Source organism: Aquitalea sp. ASV11 (assembly GCF_016429185.1).
Lineage (GTDB): Bacteria > Pseudomonadota > Gammaproteobacteria > Burkholderiales > Chromobacteriaceae > Aquitalea > Aquitalea pelogenes.
Genome location: NZ_JAELUD010000004.1, coordinates 63377 through 86953, shown reverse-complemented (window position 1 = coordinate 86953; position 23577 = coordinate 63377). Strand labels below are relative to the sequence as shown.

Genomic DNA, 23577 nt, shown 5'->3' with positions numbered 1-23577 from the left:
CAATACTGCTCCAGCAAAACGGGAATCACAGGCAGGGCAGGCCAGACACGGGCGACAGGGCTGCGCCCGGCCTGGCCATGACTGCGCTTACTTCTGGTAACCACCTTGCACCACGGCGCGGTTGGCAGCGGCCTGACCGGCCTTCAGCGCTGCATCCACGGTGGTGTTGCCAGCCAGTGCGCCGGAGATGGACTGACCCACCACGGTGCCGAAGGACTGGAATTCCGGAATGCCGACAAACTGGATACCGCTATACGGCACTTTTTTCAGTGTGGCGTCGGTGGGATTGGCCGACTGGATGGCATTCAGCACAAAGCTGGCAAACGGCGCGGCCTTCTGGTACTCCGGCTGCTTGTAGGTGGAAATGCGGGTGCCCGGCGGAACCGAAGTCCAGCCCAGGTCCTTGGCCACCAGCTTGATGTAGTCCTTGGAGGTGGCCCATTGCACAAACTGCTTGGCGGCGGCTTCCTGCTTGGAGGACTTGGGAATGGCCAGCGACCACGACCACAACCAGCTGCTGCCCTTGGGCGTGACACCGGTGGGTGCCATGGCAAAGCCCACCTTGTCGGCCACTTGCGATTCCTTGGGGTTGAACAGCATGCCGGCTGCCACGGTGGCGTCAATCCACATGCCGCACTTGCCGCTGGCAAACAGGGTCAGGTTTTCGTTAAAGCCGTTGGTGCTGGCACCGGGCGGGCCGTACTTTTGCAGCAGGTCCACATAGAAGCCGACCGACTTTTTCCACTCTGGGCTATCGATGGTGGGATGCCATTTTTCATCAAACCAGCGCCCGCCATTGGTGTTGATCAGGGTGGACAGGAAGGCCATGTTCTCGCCCCAGCCGGCCTTGCCACGCAAACAGATGCCATACACGCCACCTTTTTCCTTCAGCGCCTTGGCGTAGTCGGCAATCTGGGTGTAAGTCGGCTTTTCCGGCATGGTGAGGCCCAGCTTGCTGAACAGGTCCTTGCGGTAGAAAGTCATCGAGCTTTCCACGTAGAACGGCAGTGCATACAGCTTGCCACCGTAGGACAGGCCGTCACGCGCGGTTTTCACCACGTCGTTCAGGTCGTAGTCGGCGGACAGCTTGTCCATCGGGTAGAGCCAGCCCTTCTTGGCCCAGATCGGCGCTTCGTAAGTGCCAATCATCATCACGTCGAACTTGCCGCTATTGGTGGCAATATCGGTGGTGACGCGCTGGCGCAGCACGTTTTCTTCCAGCACCACCCAGTTGAGCTTGATGTCCGGGTTTTGCTGCTCGAACGCCGGTGCCAGTTTTTTCAGCTCGATCATGTCCGGGTTGTTGAGCGCGGCAATGGTGAGCGTGGTGGCCGCACCGGCGGACAGGGAAGCCAGGGCCAGGCTGCCGGCAAGGACAATCTGGCGCAAACGGGACGGGCGTTGGTATTGCTGATGCATGATGTCTGTCTCCTCTTTATTTTTTCAGTACAGCAAGGTTGCACTACAGCGGGTTAATGTCCGCAAGCGGACGGGAAAATCTGCATGGCCGGGCGCGAGGGCTCAGCTCATCCAGTTGCCACCGTCCACGTTCAGCGTCTGGGCGGTGATGTAATCGGAATCGGCCGAAGCCAGGAACAGGGCCGCACCGGTCAGGTCTTCCGGCAGGCCCATGCGGCCCAGCGGCACGGCTTCGCCCACCAGGCGTTTTTTCTCGCCGGGCTGGCGGCCTTCGTAGCGGGCAAACAGCGCGTCGACATCCTTCCACATCGGCGTATCCACCACGCCGGGGGCGATGCCGTTCACATTGATGCCATGCGGAGCCAGCGCCAGGGCGGCAGACTGGGTATAGCTGATGACGGCCGCCTTGGTGGCGCAGTAGTGGGCCACCAGCGCCTCGCCACGACGACCGGCCTGGGAGGAAAGGTTGATGATCTTGCCACCGCGACCTTGTTCCACCATCTGGCGTGCCACGGCTTGCAGCAGGAAGAACATGCCCTTGACGTTGACCGCAAACAGCCGGTCGAAGCTGTCCCAGGATTCGTCCAGCAAGGGGTGCATGTCGAAGATGGCTGCGTTGTTGTACAGGATGTCGATGCCGCCAAAGCGTTCTATGGCAGTGCTGACGATGGCGGCGATATCTTCGCGCCGGGTGACGTCGGCTTGCAGCAAGGCCACGTGTTGTGGGTGTTCCTGTTGCAATGCCTGGAGTTCGTCGTTGAGTTTCAGGTCCACCAGCAGGCAGCTGGCACCTTCTTGCAGATAGCGGCGGGCGACGGCAATGCCGATGCCGCTGGCGGCCCCGGTGAGGATGGCCGTTTTGTTGGCGAGTTTCACTGTGTTGTCTCCGTTGCAGGCTTGATGTTTTGCTTTTAGAGCAAATGCCCTTGTTGTGGGCAAATATTCGATAATTTGAAATTTGCTGTCAAGCGCTTTTTGTGATGGCTGACTGATGCTGCATAGCATCATGATTTCCCGTGACATTTTGCTGCGCCGCACATAAGGGCTGACAGGCTGATCAGGCTTGCCTTGCGCCAGTAATGGGCGGTATGTCGCACGCTGTTGTATCCAGTACGGCGTGGCAGGGCAGTGGCCGTGCATTCACACAGTGCTTGACGCCGGGGGCGGGGGCGGTGGTACAACGCCACACAGTGAGGGCTGGGCCCGACAGGAAAACCGGCAGGAGGGGAGATGGCCAAACAACAGGACAAGCTGGATCAGGCAGCAAGAGCAGCCTGGTTGTATTACGTGGCAGGCAAGAACCAGAACGAAGTGGCCGAGCAGCTGAATGTGTCACGCCAGGTGGCGCAACGGCTGCTGGCTTCGGCAGTGGAGGGCGGTCTGGTCAAGGTGTCGGTGCAACACCCGGTGGCGGATTGTCTGGAATTGGCTGCCGCCTTGCAGGCAAGGTTCGGCCTGAGCTTGTGCGAAGTGGTGCCCAAGGACATGGACTCGCCCGCCGAGCTGCAGCAAAAGCTGGCGGTGGCCGGCGCGCAAATCTTCCAGCGCTATCTCACCCAGGACAAACCGATGGTGGTGGCGCTGGGTTCGGGCCGTACCCTCAAGGCCATCATCGACGAACTGCCGCCGCTGGATTGCCCGCAACACCGTTTGGTATCGCTGATCGGCACCATTGCGCATGACGGTTCATCCAACCGTTACGACGTGGCCTTGCCCGCCTCGCAAAAAACCCAGAGCAAGTATTTCCTGCTGCCCGCCCCCTTGTATGCCGATAACGCAAGCGACCGCGCCTTGTGGTGCAACCACCGGCTCTACCATGTGGTGGAAGGGCTGGCGGCGCAGGCTGATGTGGCGTTCATCGGCATTGGCAGCATTGGCGAGCACTGCGCCTTGCAGGAAGACGGCTTTTTGACCGAGGCCGAGGTGCAGGCCCTGATGGCACAGAATGCCGTGGCTGAAATCATTGGCCGGCCCATCGACAAGCAGGGCCAGCTGGCCGCTGCCGACATCCAGCAGCGCGTCACCAGCCTGCCATTGCAGCATGCCCCGCAACGCCCGGTGATTGCCTTTGCCGGCGGGGAAAGCAAGGCGTCCGCCATTCTGGCGGTGCTGCGCGGTCAGTGGCTGTCCGGGCTGGTGACCGATGAGGGTTGCGCCCGGCAGATTCTGGCCTGGACCGACCAGGCTGCGTCTGGGCGGTAACACAGCGCAGATTGGCTGCGGCATGGCCGCATATCAACCGTTCTGGCAGGAAGACCTCCCTAGAATGGTGGGCAGCAAGACAGACAACACCTGTCGTATCAGCCCATTACCGGAGCAATCGCCATGTACTTTACCCATGCCATCACCCGCCTGCCTGCCGACACCGTTGCCGCCGGGCTGACCACGGCCAGCCTTGGTGTGCCGGATGCCGCGCTCACCCGGCAGCAGTTTTGTGAATACATCGACATCCTGCTGCAACTTGGCCTGACCGTCACCACGCTGCCGGCCTTGCCGGATTTCCCCGATGCCCATTTTGTGGAAGACGTGGCGGTGATGATGCCGGAGCTGGCCATCATCACCCATCCGGGTGCGGCGTCGCGGCGGGGCGAGGTGCACAGCATTGCTCCGCTGATATCGCGTTTTCGCCATGCGGTGTGGCTGGGTGAGGGCGAGCACATGGATGGCGGCGATGTGCTGATGGTGGACAAGCGTTTCTTCATCGGCCTGTCCAGCCGCACCAATGAAGCTGGCATCAGCCGCTTTGCCCGCGAGGTGGAAAAATTCGGCTACAGCGTGCAGGCAGTGCCGGTGGCCTCCGGCCTGCATCTGAAATCGGTGGTGAATTATGTGGGACGCAATACCGTGCTGCTGTCAGCAAGCGCGGCCGATGAACCGGCCTTCCGCGATTTTCGCCATATCGTGCTGGACCCGGCCGAGGAATACGCCGGCAACACCATGTGGATCAACAACACCCTGATCACCCCCAGCGGCTATCCGCATACCTTGCGTCAGCTACAGCAGCTGGACCTGCCCATCATCCAGACCGATACCAGTGAAATCCGCAAGATGGACGGCGGACTCACCTGCCTGTCCTTGCGCTTCTGACGGTGACGCTATTCCGGGCTGCGGCCATCGCGCTTGATGGTTTGCAGCTCGGTAGTGGTCAGGATTTTCTCGATGCGAAACGCCGTGCTGGCCAGCCAGGCGTCGGCCAGCTGGCGATATTCATCAATGTGCTGGCAGGCAATGCGCAGTAAAAAATCCACCGTGCCGCTCACCATCCAGCCATCCTGCACTTGCGGGGTGCGCTGGATTTCGGCAATGAAGGCTTGCTGGGAAACCAGATGGTCGGCCAGCGTCACCTGCGCCAGAATCACCAGTGGCGGTGCACTGCGCGGCAGGTTGACGATGGCGCTGTAGCCCTTGATGATGCCGGCCTTTTCCAGACGGCGCACCCGCTCCAGACAAGGACGCGGGGTCAGGTTTACCTGCTCGGACAGACGCTGGAAGGGCAGGCGGCCATCGCGTTGCAGGATGTCGAGGATTTTCAGATCGATGCGATCCAGGCCATTCTTGTCTGTCATGGGGAACAAGGCTTCATGGGGCGGTGACACAAGAGCGCATTGCAGCGCTGCCAGCGCTGGCTTGTCAAGAATAATGCCGACGGCAAAAAATCCTTGTGCATCGCAGCAGGCGGGGATAGGATCGTCTCTGCCCCTCATGGGCAACGTCGCTCGGACGGTTCCGGGCGCTTACGTGAAAGGCTCACATGGCTTCCTCTGCAGGCAAGCGCCGCTTTGCGCGCATCGATCGTCTCCCTCCCTACGTATTCAATATCACCGCCGAACTGAAACTGGCTGCCAGACAACGCGGCGAGGACATCATCGACCTGAGCATGGGCAACCCCGATGGGGCCACCCCGCCGCATATCGTGGCCAAGCTCAACGAAGTGTCACAACGCCCGGATACCCACGGCTATTCCGCATCCAAGGGCATCCCACGGCTGCGTCGTGCCATTTCGCGCTGGTACAAGGACCGCTACGAGGTGGACATCGACCCCAATAGCGAGGCGATTGTCACCATCGGTTCCAAGGAAGGCCTGGCCCACCTGATGCTGGCCACGCTGGATGGTGGTGATACCGTGCTGGTGCCGGATCCGAGTTATCCCATCCACATTTACGGCGCGGTGATCGCAGGCGCGCAAATCCGTTCGGTACCGCTGGTGCCGGGCATCGACTTTTTTGCCGAACTGGAAAAAGCCATTCGTGGCAGCTACCCCAAGCCCAAGATGATGGTGCTGGGCTTTCCGTCGAATCCCACTGCGCAGTGCGTGGAGCTGGATTTCTTCGAAAAAGTGATTGCCCTGGCCAAGAAGCACGACATCTTCGTGGTACATGACCTGGCCTATGCCGACATCGTGTTTGATGGCTGGAAAGCGCCGTCCATCATGCAGGTGCCGGGAGCCAAGGACATCGCCGTCGAATTCTTTACCCTCAGCAAGAGCTACAACATGGCGGGCTGGCGCATCGGCTTCATGGTGGGCAACCCGGACCTGGTGGCTGCGCTGGCACGGATGAAGAGCTACCACGACTACGGCACCTTCACCCCGCTGCAAGTGGCCGCCATTGCCGCACTGGAAGGCGATCAGCAATGCGTGCGTGATATCGCTGCCAAATACCAGCAGCGCCGCGACGTGCTGGTGAAGGGATTGAACGAGATTGGCTGGGAAGTGGAATGCCCCAAGGCTTCCATGTATATCTGGGCGCGCATTCCGGAGCAGTGGCGTGCACTGGGCTCGCTGGAGTTCGCCCGCCTGATGCTGGAAAAGGCCAAGGTGTGCGTGTCACCCGGCATCGGTTTTGGTGACCAGGGTGATGAATACGTGCGTTTTGCGTTGATTGAGAACGAAGCGCGTATCCGCCAGGCCTTGCGCGGCATCAAGGCCATGTTCAAGGAGCAGTGAACTGCGGTTTGCATGTCAAAAGGCCACGCTTGTCAGCGTGGCCTTTTTTGTGTGCGTTCACACCTGGAAGCGCGCCACCAGTTTTTCCATGTCGGTGGCGATTTTTTCAACTGCATCGGCCGACTGCGCCGTGCTGTGCGCGGTAGCGCTGGCTTCTTCTGCATGCTGGACAATGGTTTCCACTTTTTGCGCCACCTCGGTAGCGGCAGCGGCCTGTTCGTGCAGGGCGGTATTCAGTTCGTTGACAATGCCGGCCACCTGCCGCGCACTGTCACGCAAGGCGGATACCGTATCACCAGCTGCATGGGTATTGCTGACACTGGTACTGATCAGCTCCACGCCCTGATCCACGCCATGCACCACATCGCGGGTGGATTGCTGGATGGCATTCACCATCAGGATGATTTCATTACTGGATTGCGCGGTGCGCTCGGACAGCTTGCGTACTTCATCGGCCACCACGGCAAAGCCCCGCCCTTGCTCACCGGCACGGGCGGCTTCGATTGCAGCATTGAGCGCCAGCAGATTGGTCTGGTCGGCAATGTCCTTGATGACAGCGACAATGGATGAAATCTTGGCGGATTCGGTCTGAAGCAGGGCAATCCGTTCGGCGGCATTGCCAACCACCTGTGATATGTCGTTGATCTGGCTGCCAAGGGCGCGCAATGCATCCAGGCCGTTGGCTGCCTGCTGGTCGGACGCGCTGCTCAGGCTGGCGGCTTCAGTCGTGCCATTGGCCACGTGGTTGATGGAAACCGTCAGTTGTTCGGTATTGGCGGCAATGGTGGAGGCAGCTTCACTTTGCAGGCTGGCTGATTGCTCCATTTGCTGTACCGACCGGTTGAGCTGGCGGGATGACTCCAGCAATACCTGTGCATTGCGGCGCGAGTCCTGCATGGCGTCACGCAGGGCGGTTTGCATATTGCCCATCGCCACAATCAGCTTGCCAACCTCATCACTGCTGGCGGGCGGCAGGCCGCCACGCAAATCGCCATCGGCAATGCGTCGTGCAGCGGCTACCGTATTGTCCAGCCTGCCAGCAATGCGCCGTGCCACCAGCAGCGACAAGGCCAGTGACAGGATGACACCGACAATCAGTGCCAATATGCCACCACTAATACCGGACTTGACATCTGCATCTGCGCGCGTGGCTGCTACGGCCGCGCCATCCGCATTCAGCTTGATCAGGGAGTCGGTCAGGTCGCGCAGCGTGTTGGCTTTCTTTACCCACTCACCCTTGCGCAGGGCTTGAGCCTGGTCTTCATGGCCGTCCTTCATCAGCTGAACCGCCTGATTCACCACGTCACGATACGCAGCAGCGGCAGACACCGCCTGCTGATAGGCAGCCTTTTCCGTGTCAGAACTGATCAGTGCTTCGTAGCGCTTGAAGGCTGTTTGCAGTTGCTGATCCAGCTCGGACATGGATTTTTCCATCTTGATGCGTTCTTCCGGGCTGTTGGGCAGCATGTATTCCAAGCTGCGAACCCGGTAGCGCAGTCGCAACTGGCTTATTTCACCAACAGACTGCACTGAAGGCAGCCAGTCCTGTGCAATTTCATGCGTTTCATTGCCAACGGAGCGGATTTGCATGATGCAAAACACAATGGCGGCAATCAATACGCCACCACTGAGCAGGAAGTTGACCAGAAACTTGCGTGTCAGGCTGAGATTGTCGAGAAATTGCATGGCGTGCTCCACCTGTTTTGATTGTTTGTGCCTATTGTTTACCTTCAGTAAAGAACATCCCGACGGTCTATGCCACTGCAAGCTGCAATTTCGATGGAAACAGGCAAGTTCATGCCGTATGCAGGTACGGCACGTAGCTGACAAAAAGCGTCAGCTAATGCCTGTTATGGTCAGCCATTACCTTGCTGATCTTCGTCTGCTGGCAACAAGCATGCAGGCTGTCATCAGCCCACAATGTCCACGCTCTATGCTGCCAGCCCCGAGGGAGTTGATGCTCAACGCCAGGGACAGAATGCAGTTACCGCATGATTGGCACGAGCATTGGCAGGAATATGTTTAAAATGCATTCATTTCATGTTGAAAATCCTGCTGTCATGCGTTACATTGCTTCCCGCAACAAAAATCATCCAAATTCAGCCCTTATTTAAATAAACTTGTTTATTTTAAATAATGTGTTGGTATTAATTTTTATTTAGATAATTTCGTCAGTCTGCGAATAAAATACAGAAAAACAAAAGCCACTCCGGCTGAAATCCGCCAAGAATGGGCACGATGTTTGCTCAATAAAAATACGGACGCAGAACGGAGTGGTAGCAATCATGGACCTTCAAGGTCGGGATGGCAGGCATTTTCAGTGCACGACACAAGCAATTGCAAAGGTTAGGTGCGCAATGTGGGCAGATGAAGAATTATGCAAACGGGGTAGTCGCGTGATCAAGGTTTTGACAGTATTCGGTACACGGCCGGAAGCCGTGAAAATGGTGCCGGTCATCCAGGCACTGGAGTCTTTTCCCAATATCGAGTCGCGGGTTTGTGTGACGGGTCAGCATCGGGAAATGCTGGATCAGGTACTGGACTTCTTTGAGGTCAAGCCTGACTTCGACCTGCAACTGATGCAGCAGGGGCAAAGCCTGGCGTCCTTGACGGCAAGGCTGATTGAGGGCATCGACAAGGTGCTGGAGCAGGAGCGCCCCGACGTGGTGCTGGTGCATGGCGATACCGCTACCACACTGGGTGCCAGCCTGGCTGCGTTTTACCGCAAGGTGCCTATCGGCCACGTGGAAGCCGGTTTGCGTACCGGTGATCTGTATTCGCCGTGGCCGGAAGAAATGAACCGCCGCGTTACCGATACGCTGACCAGTTTCTACTTTGCCCCGACAGAAGAGTCCTGCCGCAACCTGTACGCGGAAAAAATCGATCCGTCGCGCATTTTCATTACCGGCAACAGTGTGGTTGACACCCTAAAGCTGGCTGTGGAAAAACTGCAAAAAAATGCCGACCTGCGCGCCAGCATGGAGGAGAGCTTCTCCTTTATCCGTACCGATGCCCGCATGATTCTGGTTACCGGGCATCGCCGCGAGAACTTTGGCGACAAATTTGCCAGTTTCTGCAACGGCCTGCTCAAACTGGCGCAACGCTACCCGGATGTGGACATTGTCTACCCGGTGCATCTGAACCCCAATGTGCGCAAACCGGTGTTCGAACTGCTGTCCCGCGTATCCAACATTCATCTGATCGAGCCGCAGGAATACCTGCCCTTTGTCTATCTGATGAACCGTTGCCACCTGATCATCACCGACTCCGGTGGCATCCAGGAAGAAGCCCCGGCGCTGGGCAAGCCCGTGCTGGTGACCCGCGACACCACCGAGCGCCCCGAAGCGCTGGCTGCCGGCGTGGCACGCCTGGTAGGGACTGAAGCGGAAAACATCGTGCGCTGCGCCAGCGAACTGCTGGATGACGCCATGGTGTACGCCAATATGTCGCAGGCGCACAGCCCGTATGGCGATGGTTCTGCCGGACGGCGCATTGCCAGCATTCTGGCATCCCTGCCGCAGTTGCGGCATGAAATGGCTGCGGAGGCGTCCCTTGCCACTGCAAGCTGAACACAAGCGGGGTCGCAGCGTGCGCGCCTTGCTGATGTTGCTGCTGTTGGGGGCGAGCATGACAGTGCAGGCTGCAAAGCCTGCATCGGCAGCCAACAGTCAATCCGCTGCCGCTCTGGCGGCACTGCCTATTGAAGATGCGGTGGATTTGCCGCCAGACGCCAGTGTGCCTGCGGCGCAACGTCACAGCCCGGCAGTCGAGGTGAAAGGCGCAGCCAGTGAGGCTGCGCTGAGCCGCACCCAGGCGGTGATCGAACAGCAGATCAAGGATGACAAGAACAGCGCCACTGCGGAGGAAGACCCGCCGCACCATGGCCAGCGCTCTGCGCCTGCGCTGTGGTTCCTGCGCATTCTGGCCATCATCCTGTACGTGATTGTTGCCTTCATCATGGTGTATGCCGTACGGCATATGGCCTTTACCCTCACTCGCCTGTTCGGCAAGCAGCGCCATCCATATCTGGATATCGAAACCGCCGAATGGCCGCGGGTGACGGTGTTCATTGCCGCGCACAACGAAGAGGCGGTGATTGCCGATGCAATGGAGGCCTTGCTGGAGTCCGACTATCCAGATGGCCGCATGATCATCATGCCGGTGAACGACCGTTCCTCCGATGGCACCCGTGAAATCATCGACCAGATTGCCGCACGTCGTCCGGATATCATCCGTCCGTTTCACCGCACCTCCGGCAAACCGGGCAAGGCCGCTGCACTGAAAGATGCCACGGCCATGATCGACACCGACATTTTCATCGTGTTCGATGCCGACTATGTGCCGGGGCGCGGCTTGCTCAAACAGCTGGTGGCACCGTTTTTCGACCCGGAAGTAGGGGCGGTGATGGGGCGCGTGGTACCGCTCAATGCCGGCACCAACATGCTGACCCGCCTGCTGGACATGGAGCGGGCAGGGGGCTACCAGGTAGACCAGCAGGCACGGATGAACATGAAGCTGGTGCCGCAATATGGTGGCACCGTAGGTGGCATCCGCGTGGCTGCGCTGGAAAGCGTGGGTGGCTGGCATGATGACGTGCTGGCCGAAGACACAGACCTGACCTACCGCTTGCTGATTGGCGGCTGGCTGACAGCCTATACCAACCGTTCCGAATGCTATGAGGAAGTCCCGGAAAGCTGGCCGGTGCGCATTCGCCAGCTGATGCGCTGGACGCGCGGCCACAATCAGGCACTGGCGCGTCACGTGGGCCGTTTGCTGCGCACCAAGGGCGTGCCCTTCCGTGAAAAATCGGACGGTCTGCTGTTGCTTGGCACTTATGCCATGTCGCCGTTTTTGCTCTTGGGCTGGTTGATCACCCTGATCCTGTTCTACTTCGACAGCGTATTGCCCTCGCCCGGTTTCTTCCTGATCCTGGGTCTGGTGTGTTACAGCGCCATGGGCAATTTTGCCGCGTTTTTTGAAATCGGCACGGCCTGCTATCTGGATGGCAGCGGCAACCGCTTGCGCATTCTGCCGTTCTCCATCTTTGGTTTCATTGTCAGTCTGGTGACCATTTCGCACGCCACCATCCTGCAATTCATCATCGAGCCCTTCCGCAAGACGCAAAACCTGCACTGGGACAAGACCAAGCGTTATCGGGGGCAGGCCAAATGATGGTATTGCTGTTTGCTGTAATCGTATTGCTGTTGATGTTGCTGCCCTTGTTGCCCGCCTTGCTGGAGTTGATCCGCAAGACCGATGTCACTTCGCTGGGTATCAATCGTCTGCATACCGGTTCGTCCAATGTATTTGCCGAAAACTATCGCAAATACCTGGAAAGCCATGGCCTGCTGGATCAGCTGCAGAATTACTGGAATTCCCGGCTGGCATCCTGGAGTGTGCTGCTGGAAAAGAAAGTCGAGGAAGAAGTACTGTCCACGGCAGGACTGGTGATTCCGTCTGATTTCAGCTTTATCAAGGAAGTGTATTGCGCGGGTGATGTGGAAACCCATGGCGGGGTTATCCTGCGCAGCTTGCTGGCTGAGGGCGACCTGATTCTGGGTGAGCACAATTCGGTGGTGCGCTGGGCCAGTGCCCGTCACATGCTGATTGGCCGCAATGCCACGCTGTTCGGCCGCATGGTGGCGGCGCAGGAAATGACCTTTGCCGGCCCGGCCAGCTTCCAGCGCATCCAGGCACCGGTCATTCGCATGGGTCTATCCTGGCGGCCAGTGATGCCGATGGGTCCGTACCGCGAGTTCGACATTACGGCACTGGAACATACGGTGTTTTTCAATGATGACATCCAGCGGGTGGTGGTGGAAGGCAATCTCACCATTCCGGATGACACGGTCATCCGCGGACACCTGGTGGTGCATGGCACGCTGAAAATCGGCCATGGTTGTTACATCCAGGGCAGCATCAAGGCCAGTGGCAATATCCATATCGGCAATGCCGTGGCTGTCGAAGGAGCCATGGTGTCCGACATGTCGGTTTCCTGCCTGAATGACTGCCTGCTGCTGGGTCCGATTGTGGCCGAGCGCTTTGTCTATGTCGGCAGCCGTTGCGTGCTGGGCAGTCTGCACAGCCCGATCAGCGTCTCCTCCAGCTCCATCCGGCTGAAGCTGCCCATGCAGGTGCATGGCACCGTATGGGCACGGACACGTGGTGCGATCCGGCATGAACGTGCGCAGCTGGCGTAAAGAACTCGCATGGCTGGGTTTGTCCTGGTTGCTGTGGACAGGAAGCGCCATGGCCAATGACAGCCTGGATTTGCAGCAGTACCAGATGGAAGACGGCGCCATCCTCTTGCAACACGAGGGTGGCGTGGTTGATCCGTACTTTGCGATGAAGGCCTTGCTGGCGGCGGATGAGCTGGGGCTGGATGCCAAGCCTGCTGCCACCGTATGGATAGCCTGGCTGCAACCGCGCCAGGAAGCCAACGGCAGCTTTCCCCGCTTCATCCGGGGAAAGAACGGCGAGTGGCGTCGTTTTGCCAATGCCGACGCTGATGACTCCACCATGGCCCTGTGGCTGTCCTTGTTGTACCGGGTGTATGGCACAGCGGACAACATGAGCCCTGACTTGCAGCAATCGCTGCGCAAGGCCAGAAAAGCCCTGTTGCGGCTGCGTGTTGCCAGTGGCGTGTTTCATTACGCCCGCGGTGCCGACCTGGGTTACCTGATGGACAACGCGGAAGTGCTGGAAGCCTTGCGTGACGACTGCCGCCATGCCGGTCTTGGTTGCCAGCAGGCGGACCAGCTGGAACGCGCCATGGTGCGGGTGTTCTGGAACCCCCGCCGTCATGTCTGGCGTACTGCCACCCAGGGCGAACCGGCGGCGGCGTTCTACCCGCGCAGTGCCGCACAGCTGTTTCCGCTGATGGCGGGGATGCGCTTGCCACCAGGGCAACCCGGTCTGGATGACTGGCTGAATGGCGAAGGGCGGCCATGGCTGATGCAGGATGAAAAGAAGCTGGATTTTGCCTGGGGTCTGCTGACCCTGGCTGCACTTAAAAGCCAGCGGGAAGATGTGGCGCGCCAATGGTGGGAACGTGCAGCGCCATCGCGACTCGGACGGCGCTGGAATGTGCTGGAAGAGGCTATTTTTCAGGGATTGGAACAGCGTTTCAATCCGGCTGAGCAAGAAGAGGGGAAGTAAGGTTTGATGAAAGTACAGCAATGGCCCAAGTGGGTCTGGTTTGTGCTGCTGCTGGTTCTGGTGTTGTTGGCCAGTCTGGCGTGGCATTGGCAGCGCAGCCGCAATGCGCCAGCTCCGGATGCCGGAATTGTCTTGTTGCTGCCGGATGCGGAAGCCTCGCGGAAATACGTGCTGACCTGGCAGGACGCCGCCGCAGAAAGCGGTGTGCTGATGACTCCCATGCGCGCCGCCGACTTTGTGGCGCTGGATGCTGCGCAGCGTGCGCAAATTCGTGGCGTGGTGTTGCCGGACAGCATTCACCGTCATGTCACATCCGCACTGGGCGGCGTGCTGGAAGAATATGTTCGTCAGGGTGGTGCGCTGTGGCTGAACTATGACGCAGCCACCGAAAATGCCGATGGTCGCTTCCTGGACCGTGCCGAACTGACCCGTCTGGTGGGTGTGGACTACTTGCTGTTCCGCGAGCGCGGCAAGGGCATGATCCACAACGACATGCTGCTGGTGCCGCCTTCCACCATCACAGACCTGGCCATTGCGCCCGGCCGCTTCCAGCCGTATACCGCCAGTGGCAATGGCTGGTTGCAGGCCACAACCTATGGCTATGACAATGCGGCGTTCAGCTATTTTGAAACGCGCGGCAGTTTCCCCGGCAAACTGTTGGCCGAAGGACGTGACGGCTCGGTGCTGGCTGGTCTGCGTGATTACGGCAAGGGCAAGGTCTTGTTCGTCAATCTGCCGGTGGGTTATCTGGCAGTGCGTACTGACGGCCTGTGGCTGCATTCCTTCATGGCCTTTTTCAATGGCCAGGTATTGCATCTGCCGCGCTTGTCCGCCGTGCCGGACGGTATTGGCGGACTGGTGATGAACTGGCACGTCGATGCAGCCAATGCGCTGCCGTATATCGACATGCTGGAGAAAATCGGCTTCCTCAAGCAGGGGCCGTATTCCATCCACTTCACCACCGGCCCGGACACCAATCGCCCCGGAGATCACATGGGTATGGATCTGGCCAACAACCCGAAGGCACAGGCGCTGGTCAGCCGCCTCAAGGGCATGGGTAACGAAATTGGTGCGCATGGCGGCTGGGCGCACAACTACTTTGCCTTCAACATCAACGAGCACAACGGAGCAGAGTGGACGCCGTATCTGGAGCATAACAAGCAGGATCTGGAAAACGTCATCCATCAGCCGCTGACCGAGTACTCCGCTCCCAACGGCAATCAGCCAGGCTGGGTGACCGACTGGCTGCGCAAGCATGGCGTGATTGCCTACTACCAGGTGGCCAATCTGTCGATGGGCCCGACCCGTTCCTTTATTGATCCGTCCGACATGCATGGCCGCCCGTGGTCCTTCCCGGTTTCGGCAGATGGTGCGGTAGCCTCGTTCGAAGAAGGTGTGCGCAACAATTACGGTCAGCCGCGCATGCAGGCATGGCTGCAGGCCATGACCCAGTTTGTGGTGGATAAGGGCGAAGCGCGCCTGGTGTATTTCCATCCGCCCGGTGTGTATTTCTTCCAGGATGCCGCCGCCAAATGGCTGGCCCAGACCGCAAACTTGCGCAGCAGTGGCAAGTTCCGCTGGTACACCATGTCCGGCCTGGCGCGCTTCCTGTCGCAACGCGAACTGACCACATGGAAAACCCGGCCGCTGGCAGGTGCCACGGATGGACGCCTGCGCATTCAGGCGAACAATCCGCAATCACTGGCTGATCAGAGCTGGCTGCTGCCCAAGGCCGGCATCAGTGGCAAGCCGCAAGTGACGGCAGGTGCCGCGCGCATCGAGGAAACCGCCACCGACTGGCGCATTACCGCGCAGTCCGGCAAGGATTTGCAAATCGACTATCTACCGACAACAGGTATTTCTCAGTGAGGGGAATGATGAAACTCAAACAACAACACTATGCCTTGCTGCTTGCCAGCGTATTGAGCACTCCGCTGGCGATGGCGGAAGACGCCATGCCGGCCGCCGAAGCTGCCCCGGCTGCAGCGGAAGCTGCAGCAGCAGCACCGGCGGCTGAAGCCGCTGCCGCGCCAGAGGCCCCCGAGGCTGCTGCGGCACCGGAAGTGGCTGGTCCGTACTCCATGAGCCGCAGCATTGAAGTAGGTGGTGGCGGTCACCATGTCAGCGGTGGCAATGGCGACTGGAACAGTGCCTTTGTCTCCGGTGTGTGGCAGACAGACACCGCCAATGTATTCGACTGGATCGTGCAGAATGACCACCGCTTCGGTGAAAGCGGCACGGCATTCAATGGCGGCTGGAACCATGACATCAACCAGGACTGGTTCGGTCGTCTGGAATTCGGCAAGAGCAGTGCCGGTACTTTCTGGGCTGACAAGCACTACGGCGCAGCCATCAACCGCAAATGGCTGGCCGATCGCAATCTGGTGTCCACTTTCGGCTTTGCCTACAACGACAACCGCCAGGGCTACAGTGACCGCGTTTATACCGCCGGCCTGATCTATTACTTTGACGGCCCGTGGGTTATTGAAGGCGGCATTCACCGCAACCTGAGCAATCCGGGCAGTGTCATTTCCACCCAGGGCTATGGTGCTGTTACCTATGGTCGTGACCGCTGGCGTCAGATCGTGCTGTCGGTGAACTCCGGCAGTGAAGGTTACATGCCGGTCGGCAACAGCGCCTCGCAGCAGGTGTTTGACAGCCAGTATTACAGCCTGGGCTGGAAAGAATGGATCGGCCCGCACTGGGGTGTGCATGCCACGGTGGATTACTACCACGGCACGTATTACCAGCGCTCTGGTGGTTCCGCTGCCGTGTTCTGGGACCTGCCATGAGCCTCAAACAGCGCGCGGACTTGCTCAATGCGATGCGCAGTACCGGCTATGCCGGTGGTGTCATCCAGAGCCATCGCGCCATGCGCACCGAGCGCTTCACCCGCGTACGCTGGGTGGAGATCATCGGCCTGCCATTGCTGTTCGACCTGATCCTGCTGGCTTTCCTGCCGCAGGTGATGCAGTTCTGGCAGATGTTGACCGCCTGGGCGGTGGCCTTTACCGGCGTGCCGGCTGATCTGTCCAGCCAGGCCATTGACGGCTGGCCGCTGCACCCGATGGTTTCCTTGCCCTGGCTGGAGCTGTCCGCCTCGGTGCCCAGCTACTGGCAGTGGTGGCTTAATTGCGTGGCATGCGTGGTATTGCTGGTGCTGTCTTTCCTGATCAACAAGGAAAACACGCCAATGCGCTACGTGCTGCGCCTGATTGTCATCGTGCATGGCAGCGCTTGCCTGTTCTTTGCGCTGTATCCGGCAGGTTTCACGCATTCGCTGCCGGAATACCACCACACCTGCCTGGAAACGGTGTTGATCCTGACTTTCCTGGTACCGTGGATACACAGCATCACCTTCAACATCCTGAACAAGTCCATCGTGGAGAAAATCCTGCTGACGGCGATTTCCATGGCTTATCTGCTGGTGGCAGCGCCGCTGCATTATTTTCTGGCTGCAATCATCATGCACTACGGCTCGCTGATGTTCATGCCCATGCTGTTCATCCTGTTCAGCCTGATGCTGAATGTGATGATGCTGATTGCTTTCTACGCCTGGGCCATGAGCTGGGAGTTTGGCAGCGGACATCAGTCCAGCTGAGCAGCTGAATACCGGTCAGTCTTGCATTGTCCGACGGGTCGCCATGTTTGCATGGCGGCCCGTTTTTACATTGCAGGCGCTGCGGGCACGGCGAATTCCCACCCGCAACCCGCGCTAAGTCACTGAGCGGCAAGGGGATGACCATGCTGCTCCCGGCAAGGCCTTGAATTGCTGGTGCGGCACGGGGCGGGCCGCACGACAAGACATGCGCTGACGGGGTGGACGTGGTAGAATCGAAGCTTATTTTTGATTCCTGAAAAGATAGCCATTTACCCATGACAGATCAGCTTTTCGCCAAGGAAACGATCCCAATCAGCCTCGAAGAGGAAATGCGCCGCTCCTACCTCGACTACGCCATGAGCGTGATCGTGGGTCGTGCACTTCCCGATGTGCGTGATGGCCTCAAACCGGTACATCGTCGCGTGCTGTTTGCCATGCACGAACTTTCCAACGACTGGAACCGTGCATACAAGAAATCCGCGCGTATCGTGGGCGATGTCATTGGTAAATACCACCCGCACGGTGACTCGGCGGTATACGACACCATCGTGCGCATGGCGCAGGACTTCAGCCTGCGTTACCCGCTGGTGGATGGTCAGGGCAACTTCGGCTCGGTGGATGGCGACAGCGCCGCCGCCATGCGTTACACCGAAATCCGCATGGCGCGCATTGCGCACGAACTGCTGGCGGATATCGACAAGGAAACCGTGGACTTCGGGCCGAACTACGACGGCTCCGAACACGAACCTCTGATCCTGCCGGCCAAGATTCCCAACCTGCTGATCAACGGCTCCTCCGGCATTGCCGTGGGCATGGCCACCAACATTCCGCCGCATAACCTGACGGAAGTGGTGGACGCCTGCCTGGCGCTGCTGGCCAATCCGGAAATGACCATCGACGAGCTGATCGACATCATTCCGGCACCTGACTTCCCGACTGCAGGCATCATCTACGGCACCGCCGGGGTGAAAGAGGGCTACCGTACCGGTCGCGGCCGCGTCATCATGCGCGCCCGCACCCACTTTGAAGACATCGGCAAGGGTGACCGTCAGGCCATCATCGTCGACGAGATTCCGTACCAGGTGAACAAGTCGCGTCTGCTGGAGCGCATTGCCGAACTGGTGCGTGACAAGCAGATCGAAGGCATTTCCGACCTGCGCGACGAGTCTGACAAGTCCGGCATGCGCGTGGTAATCGAACTCAAGCGCGGCGAAATGCCGGAGGTGGTGCTCAACCACCTGTTCAAGCTCACCCAGCTGCAAGACAGCTTCGGCATCAACATGGTGGCACTGGTCGACGGCCAGCCGCGCCTGTTGAACCTGAAGCAGATCATCGACGAATTCCTGCGCCACCGCCGCGAAGTCGTTACCCGCCGCACCATCTACGAACTGCGCAAGGCGCGCGAGCGTGGCCACATCCTGGAAGGCCTGGCGGTTGCGCTGTCCAATGTCGACGACATCATTGCGCTGATCAAGGCCTCGGAAACCCCGCCGGCTGCCAAGGTAGCACTGATGGCGCGCGCATGGCGCTCGGAGCTGGTGGAAGAAATGCTGTCCCGCGTGGACCAGAGCAAGGCACGCCCGGACGGGCTGGACGCCGAGTTCGGCCTGCACCCGGATGGCTACCGCCTGTCCGACGCGCAAGCCCAGGCCATCCTGGAAATGCGTCTGCAACGGCTGACCGGCCTGGAACAGGACAAGATCGTCGGGGAATACCGCGACATCATGGCCATCATTCTGGATCTGATCGACATTCTGGAACGTCCGGAACGCATCAACCAGATCATCGGTGACGAACTTTCCGCCATCAAGACCCAGTTCGGTGACGAACGTCGCTCTGAAATCGAACCGTTCGGTGGCGACATCAATATCGAGGACCTGATCACCCCGCAAGACATGGTGGTGACCATCTCCCATACCGGCTACATCAAGACCCAGCCGATTGACGACTACCGCTCGCAACGCCGTGGCGGTCGTGGCAAGCAGGCTGCCGCCACCAAGGATGACGATTTCATCGACACCCTGTTTGTGGCCAATACCCACGACTACGTGCTGTGCTTCTCCAGCAAGGGCCGTTGCTACTGGATCAAGGTTTACGATCTGCCGCAAGGCGGTCGCAACAGCCGCGGCAAGCCGATGGTGAATGTGCTGCCGCTGGCCGATGGCGAGAAGATCAATGCGCTGCTGCCGATCAAGGCCTTCACCGATGCCGAAGCCGTGTGTGACGAAAACGAGGACGACGAAGCCGCCGCCCTCAAGGCCAAGGGCCCGTTCATCTTCATGTGCACCGCCAACGGCACGGTGAAGAAAACCCCGCTGGAAGCCTTCTCCCGTCCGCGTACCGCCGGCATCATTGCCGTGCGTCTGGACGAAGGTGACAACCTGATCGGTGTCGCCCTGACTTCCGGCAACGACCAGATCATGCTGTTCTCCGACGCCGGCAAGGCCGTGCGTTTCAGCGAAACCGACGTGCGTGCCATGGGCCGTACCGCCGGCGGCGTGCGCGGCATGATGCTGGGTGAAGGCCAGCAGGTGATTTCCCTGCTGGTCACCAACTCGGAAGAACAACAAGTCCTGACCGCCAGCGATGGCGGCTATGGCAAGCGCACCCGCACCGGCGAATTCCGTCATACCAGCCGTGGCACCCAGGGCGTGATCGCGATGGACCTGACCGACAAGACCGGCCTCAAGCTGGTGGCCGCCAGCCTGGTGGAAGACAGCGACGACGTGATGCTGATCACCACCGGTGGCGTGCTGATCCGCACCAAGGTGTCGGAAGTACGGGAAACCGGTCGTTCGGCACAGGGCGTGCGCCTGATCAACCTGGACGAAGGCGAGAAGTTGATCGGCCTGGAAAAAGTGGCCGAAGGCGAGTCCGACGAGGAAGTTGAAGTTGCCGATGGCGAAGTGGTAAACGGTGAGGATGTCGCCACACCAGCAGCCGACGCCGCCAGCGCAGGGGATGCCGAGGCATGACGCCAAGCCCTGCCAATCCGCAGGTGCTGGAGACGATGAGCAAGCTCTTCGTCTCCCTCCCGCACTGCGCCACCCTTGGGTTCCAGTATCTGGGCACCGAGGGTCGCCGCCCGGTGCTCAAGGTGGAGTGGCGGGAAGACCTGGTGGGCAACCCCGCCAGCGGCACCATCCACGGCGGGGTGATCACCTCGCTGGTGGATACCACCAGTGCCGTTTCGGTCACCGCCTGCCTGCCGGATTTCGAAACCATCGCCACGCTGGATCTGCGCATCGACTACCTGAAGGCAGCCACACCGGGCAAGGCCATTCACTGCCGCGCGGAGTGTTACCGCCTGGCCAGCCAGATCGCCTTCACCCGCGCAGTGTGCTATCACGACGATCCTGCCGATCCGATTGCGCATGGCGTCGCCACTTTCATGCGGGAGTCCAGCCGCGCCTCGATGTTGCAGGAACCAAAACCATGAGCGATTTCATGGAAAAGCTGGCCGCACTGCGCGACGCCAAGGACTTCACCGCCCTGATTGACGCCATTCCCTATGCCCGGCTGATGGGCGTGGAAATGCTGGAAGACGAAGCAGGCGAGCTGCTGTTCCAGTTGCCTTTCGCCGAGCGCAATGTCGGCAACACCGTCCTGCCAGCACTGCATGGCGGCTTGATTGGCGGTTTTCTGGAGAATGCCGCGCTGCTGCATCTGATCTGGCATCGCGAATCGCTGGAAGCACCCAAGATTGTCGATTTTTCCCTCGACTACCTGCGCTCCGGCCGACCGCAAACCCTGTTTGCCCGCTGTGAAATCACCAAGCAGGGCAAGCGCGTGGCACATGTATTGATAGAGGCCTGGCAAGAAGACCGCCGCAAGCCGGTGGCCGTGGCACGGGCCCATTTCCTGCTGACGCAGTGACACACACAGGCATGGCCTGATCTGGTCGTGCCGCAAGTTTGAAGCAATGACTGAGGACAGACATGGCCAAGGTGTATAACTTTTCCGCCGGACCGGCAGTTTTGCCCCACGACGTTCTGGCACAAGCCCAAAGTGAAATGCTGGACTGGCACGGCTCCGGCATGTGCGTGATGGAAATGAGCCATCGCGGCAAGGAATTCATGGAAATCATCCATGATGCCGAACAGGATCTGCGCGAGCTGATGCACGTGCCAGCCGGTTACAAGGTGCTGTTCCTGCAAGGCGGCGCCTCCATGCAGTTTTCCATGGTGCCGCTCAACTTGCTGGGCGACAAACAGTCGGTCGACATCGTCAATACCGGGCACTGGTCCAAGCTGGCCATCAAGGAAGCGCGTCGTTATTGCAATGTCAACGTGGTGGCCAGCAGCGAAGACCGCAACTTTGCCTATGTGCCGGCAGAGGAAACCTGGCAGCGCGACCCCAACGCCGCCTATCTGCACTACACCTCGAACGAAACCATCGGCGGCCTGCAATTCCCCTTTGTCCCGTCTGATCTGGGCGTGCCACTGGTATGTGACATGTCGTCCGACTTCCTGTCGCGCGAAGTGGATGTCAGCAAGTTCGGCCTGATCTATGCTGGCGCGCAAAAGAATATCGGCCCGTCCGGTCTGGTGGTGCTACTGGTGCGTGAAGACCTGCTGGGCCGCGCCCGTGCCGACCTGCCTACCATGCTCAACTACCAGGTACATGCTGACGCCGACTCCATGTACAACACGCCGGCCACTTACCCCATCTATATCGCCGGTCTGGTGTTCAAGTGGCTGAAGCAGCAGGGCGGGGTGAAGGGCATGGAAAGCCGCAATGCGGAAAAAGCCGGCCTGCTGTATCACACCATCCAGGCCAGCGAAGGCTTCTACACTACCCATATCGATGAGCCCTTCCGTTCGCGCATGAATGTGGTGTTCCGCCTGAAGGACGAGGCACTGGAAGAGAGCTTCATGATGGAAGCACGCAAGAACGGACTGATCCAGCTCAAGGGCCACCGCGTGGTTGGCGGCATGCGTGCCTCCATTTACAACGCCATGCCGATTGAAGGCGTGAAGGCACTGGCCAGTTTCATGCAGGACTTCGCCCGCCAGAACGGCTAAGGCGGAGCTGGCAGCTTGATTGTTCTGCCTGCATTACACTGTGTGCAAAAACCCGTGACCAACACGGGTTTTTTCTTGTGCGCTGCGGTTTTATGATGGATGACCATAACAATACCGGAAATCATTCCATGGACCGCTCCATTCAACGCTTGCTGCTTGCGGGCGGCCTCATCGTTTCACTGGCCATGGGCATTCGCCATGGCTTCGGCTTTTTCATGCCGCCCATGACCAGCGCCTTTGGCTGGACCCGCGAAAGCTTCGCATTTGCACTGGGCATGCAGAACCTGATCTGGGGCCTGGCTCAGCCGTTTGCCGGAGCGCTGGCCGACCGGCACGGCCCAGGCAAAGTGCTGCTGGGTGGCGGCCTGCTGTATGCATTGGGCTTGCTGCTGATGACGGTATCGGCCACGCCCGTCCTGTTTTCCTTGTCAGCCGGTGTCTTGCTGGGGCTGGCATTGTCCGGCACCACCTATAGCGTGATTTTTGGCGTACTGGGCCGTACCGTGCCCGCTGCGTATCGCTCCCGCGCCATGGGCCTGACAGCCGCTGCCGGCTCATTCGGTCAGTTTGCCATGGTGCCGATCGAACGCTCGCTGATTGATGGCATGGGCTGGCTGCCCTCCTTGCTGGTACTGGGTGGCTGTGCGCTGCTGATGCTGCCACTGGGACGTGCACTGACCCGTCAGGCAGCATCCATGCCACAAACCGGTCCGACACAGGCTCATCCACACCTGCTGCAGGGCATGCTGCATACCTTTGCCCGTGCCTGGACCGAAAAAGGCTTCCGGCTGCTGATGGCCGGGTATTTTGTCTGCGGCTTTCAGGTGGTATTCATTGGCGTGCATCTGCCTGCCTATCTGCGTGACCATGGCATGGGTGGCAATATCGCCAGCCTGGCGCTGGCCTTGATCGGTCTGTTCAACATCTTTGGCACCTTCATCTTTGGCGAAGCCGGCAGCCGCTTTGCCAAGCCGCCCTTGCTGGCCGGTATTTATCTGGCGCGCAGCATTGCCATCGGCCTATTCCTGGTTCTGCCGTTGTCGGTGCCGTCAGTGCTGGTATTCGCCTCGGTCATGGGCTTTTTATGGCTGTCCACCGTACCGCTGACCAACGGCGTGATTGCCAGCCAGTTTGGCGTACAGCACCTTGGCATGCTGTCCGGTGCAGTGTTTTTCTCACACCAGGTGGGCAGCTTTCTTGGCGTATGGCTGGGAGGCAAGCTGTACGACCTGAATGGCAATTACAACATCGTATGGGGCATTGCCATTGTGCTGGGTGTGCTGGCCGCGCTGGCCAACCTGCCGATCCGCGAGCAGGCATCCGCTGCTTTCGCCGACAAGGCAGCTGCATGAAAACCGTTTTGTATGCCGTGCTGGGCCTGTTGCTGGTGATACTGCTGTTGATGTATCAGCAGCCACGCTTTGTCATGG

At 59.5% G+C, this 23577-nt stretch carries 19 protein-coding genes; 15 read left to right on the top strand and 4 right to left on the bottom strand.

Annotation, left to right across the window (positions count from 1 at the left end):
- Window positions 1-87: 87 nt before the first annotated feature.
- A complete protein-coding gene (locus JHD62_RS02830) occupies window positions 88-1419 on the bottom strand; it encodes a sugar ABC transporter substrate-binding protein (protein WP_131360082.1) in 1332 nt (443 codons plus the stop codon).
- A gap of 102 nt (window positions 1420-1521) precedes the next feature.
- Window positions 1522-2295, bottom strand: coding sequence for an L-iditol 2-dehydrogenase (locus tag JHD62_RS02825; protein WP_199052736.1), 774 nt, complete (start codon window positions 2293-2295; stop codon window positions 1522-1524).
- Between the two features lie 354 nt (window positions 2296-2649).
- On the opposite strand from JHD62_RS02825, the gene JHD62_RS02820 reads away from it, so the two are divergent.
- Together JHD62_RS02820 and JHD62_RS02815 are read left to right on the top strand one after the other, a co-directional pair.
- Window positions 2650-3621, top strand: coding sequence for a sugar-binding transcriptional regulator (locus tag JHD62_RS02820; RefSeq protein WP_199101683.1), 972 nt, complete (start codon window positions 2650-2652; stop codon window positions 3619-3621).
- A gap of 123 nt (window positions 3622-3744) precedes the next feature.
- Window positions 3745-4506: a dimethylarginine dimethylaminohydrolase family protein gene (locus JHD62_RS02815; RefSeq protein ID WP_199101682.1), complete on the top strand. Its 762-nt coding sequence runs from the start codon at window positions 3745-3747 to the stop codon at window positions 4504-4506.
- Between the two features lie 8 nt (window positions 4507-4514).
- On the opposite strand, the gene JHD62_RS02810 is transcribed toward JHD62_RS02815, so the two are convergent.
- Window positions 4515-4985, bottom strand: a complete 471-nt coding sequence (locus JHD62_RS02810; RefSeq protein ID WP_199101681.1) for an Lrp/AsnC family transcriptional regulator — start codon at window positions 4983-4985, stop codon at window positions 4515-4517.
- Between the two features lie 185 nt (window positions 4986-5170).
- On the opposite strand from JHD62_RS02810, the gene alaC reads away from it, so the two are divergent.
- Entirely contained in the window at window positions 5171-6364 is a 1194-nt protein-coding gene (alaC, locus tag JHD62_RS02805; RefSeq protein ID WP_199101680.1) for an alanine transaminase, read from the top strand.
- 57 nt (window positions 6365-6421) lie between these two features.
- On the opposite strand, the gene JHD62_RS02800 is transcribed toward alaC, so the two are convergent.
- Window positions 6422-8050, bottom strand: a complete 1629-nt coding sequence (locus tag JHD62_RS02800; protein ID WP_199101679.1) for a methyl-accepting chemotaxis protein — start codon at window positions 8048-8050, stop codon at window positions 6422-6424.
- Window positions 8051-8760: 710 nt separating this feature from the next.
- Here JHD62_RS02800 and wecB point away from each other — a divergent pair.
- The 12 genes from wecB (at window position 8761) to JHD62_RS02740 (ending at window position 23499) form a co-directional block, all read left to right on the top strand.
- Window positions 8761-9933, top strand: coding sequence for a non-hydrolyzing UDP-N-acetylglucosamine 2-epimerase (gene wecB, locus JHD62_RS02795; RefSeq protein WP_370541019.1), 1173 nt, complete (start codon window positions 8761-8763; stop codon window positions 9931-9933).
- The gene (locus JHD62_RS02790) at window positions 9917-11536 is read left to right on the top strand and encodes a glycosyltransferase family 2 protein (protein WP_199101678.1); all 1620 of its coding nucleotides are present in this window, start codon (window positions 9917-9919) and stop codon (window positions 11534-11536) included. Before wecB ends, JHD62_RS02790 begins: the two co-directional genes overlap by 17 nt.
- On the top strand, window positions 11533-12564 hold the full coding sequence (locus JHD62_RS02785) for a hypothetical protein (protein ID WP_199101677.1): 1032 nt from the start codon (window positions 11533-11535) through the stop codon (window positions 12562-12564). Before JHD62_RS02790 ends, JHD62_RS02785 begins: the two co-directional genes overlap by 4 nt.
- 49 nt (window positions 12565-12613) lie before the next feature.
- A complete protein-coding gene (locus tag JHD62_RS02780; protein WP_199101676.1) occupies window positions 12614-13522 on the top strand; it encodes a hypothetical protein in 909 nt (302 codons plus the stop codon).
- A gap of 6 nt (window positions 13523-13528) precedes the next feature.
- Window positions 13529-15391, top strand: coding sequence for a hypothetical protein (locus tag JHD62_RS02775; RefSeq protein WP_199101675.1), 1863 nt, complete (start codon window positions 13529-13531; stop codon window positions 15389-15391).
- A gap of 5 nt (window positions 15392-15396) precedes the next feature.
- Window positions 15397-16314: a YaiO family outer membrane beta-barrel protein gene (locus tag JHD62_RS02770; protein ID WP_199101674.1), complete on the top strand. Its 918-nt coding sequence runs from the start codon at window positions 15397-15399 to the stop codon at window positions 16312-16314.
- Window positions 16311-17123, top strand: a complete 813-nt coding sequence (locus JHD62_RS02765; protein WP_199101673.1) for a hypothetical protein — start codon at window positions 16311-16313, stop codon at window positions 17121-17123. Before JHD62_RS02770 ends, JHD62_RS02765 begins: the two co-directional genes overlap by 4 nt.
- A gap of 275 nt (window positions 17124-17398) precedes the next feature.
- Window positions 17399-20098 (top strand): DNA gyrase subunit A, encoded by a 2700-nt coding sequence (gene gyrA, locus JHD62_RS02760; RefSeq protein ID WP_199101672.1) that lies wholly within the window; start codon window positions 17399-17401, stop codon window positions 20096-20098.
- Complete coding sequence (locus JHD62_RS02755; RefSeq protein WP_199101671.1) at window positions 20095-20562, top strand: PaaI family thioesterase; 468 nt, start codon at window positions 20095-20097, stop codon at window positions 20560-20562. Before gyrA ends, JHD62_RS02755 begins: the two co-directional genes overlap by 4 nt.
- Window positions 20559-20999, top strand: coding sequence for a PaaI family thioesterase (locus JHD62_RS02750; protein ID WP_045846915.1), 441 nt, complete (start codon window positions 20559-20561; stop codon window positions 20997-20999). Before JHD62_RS02755 ends, JHD62_RS02750 begins: the two co-directional genes overlap by 4 nt.
- A gap of 62 nt (window positions 21000-21061) precedes the next feature.
- On the top strand, window positions 21062-22147 hold the full coding sequence (gene serC / locus JHD62_RS02745; protein ID WP_045846916.1) for a 3-phosphoserine/phosphohydroxythreonine transaminase: 1086 nt from the start codon (window positions 21062-21064) through the stop codon (window positions 22145-22147).
- Window positions 22148-22275: 128 nt separating this feature from the next.
- Complete coding sequence (locus tag JHD62_RS02740; protein WP_199101670.1) at window positions 22276-23499, top strand: MFS transporter; 1224 nt, start codon at window positions 22276-22278, stop codon at window positions 23497-23499.
- Window positions 23500-23577: the final 78 nt, after the last annotated feature.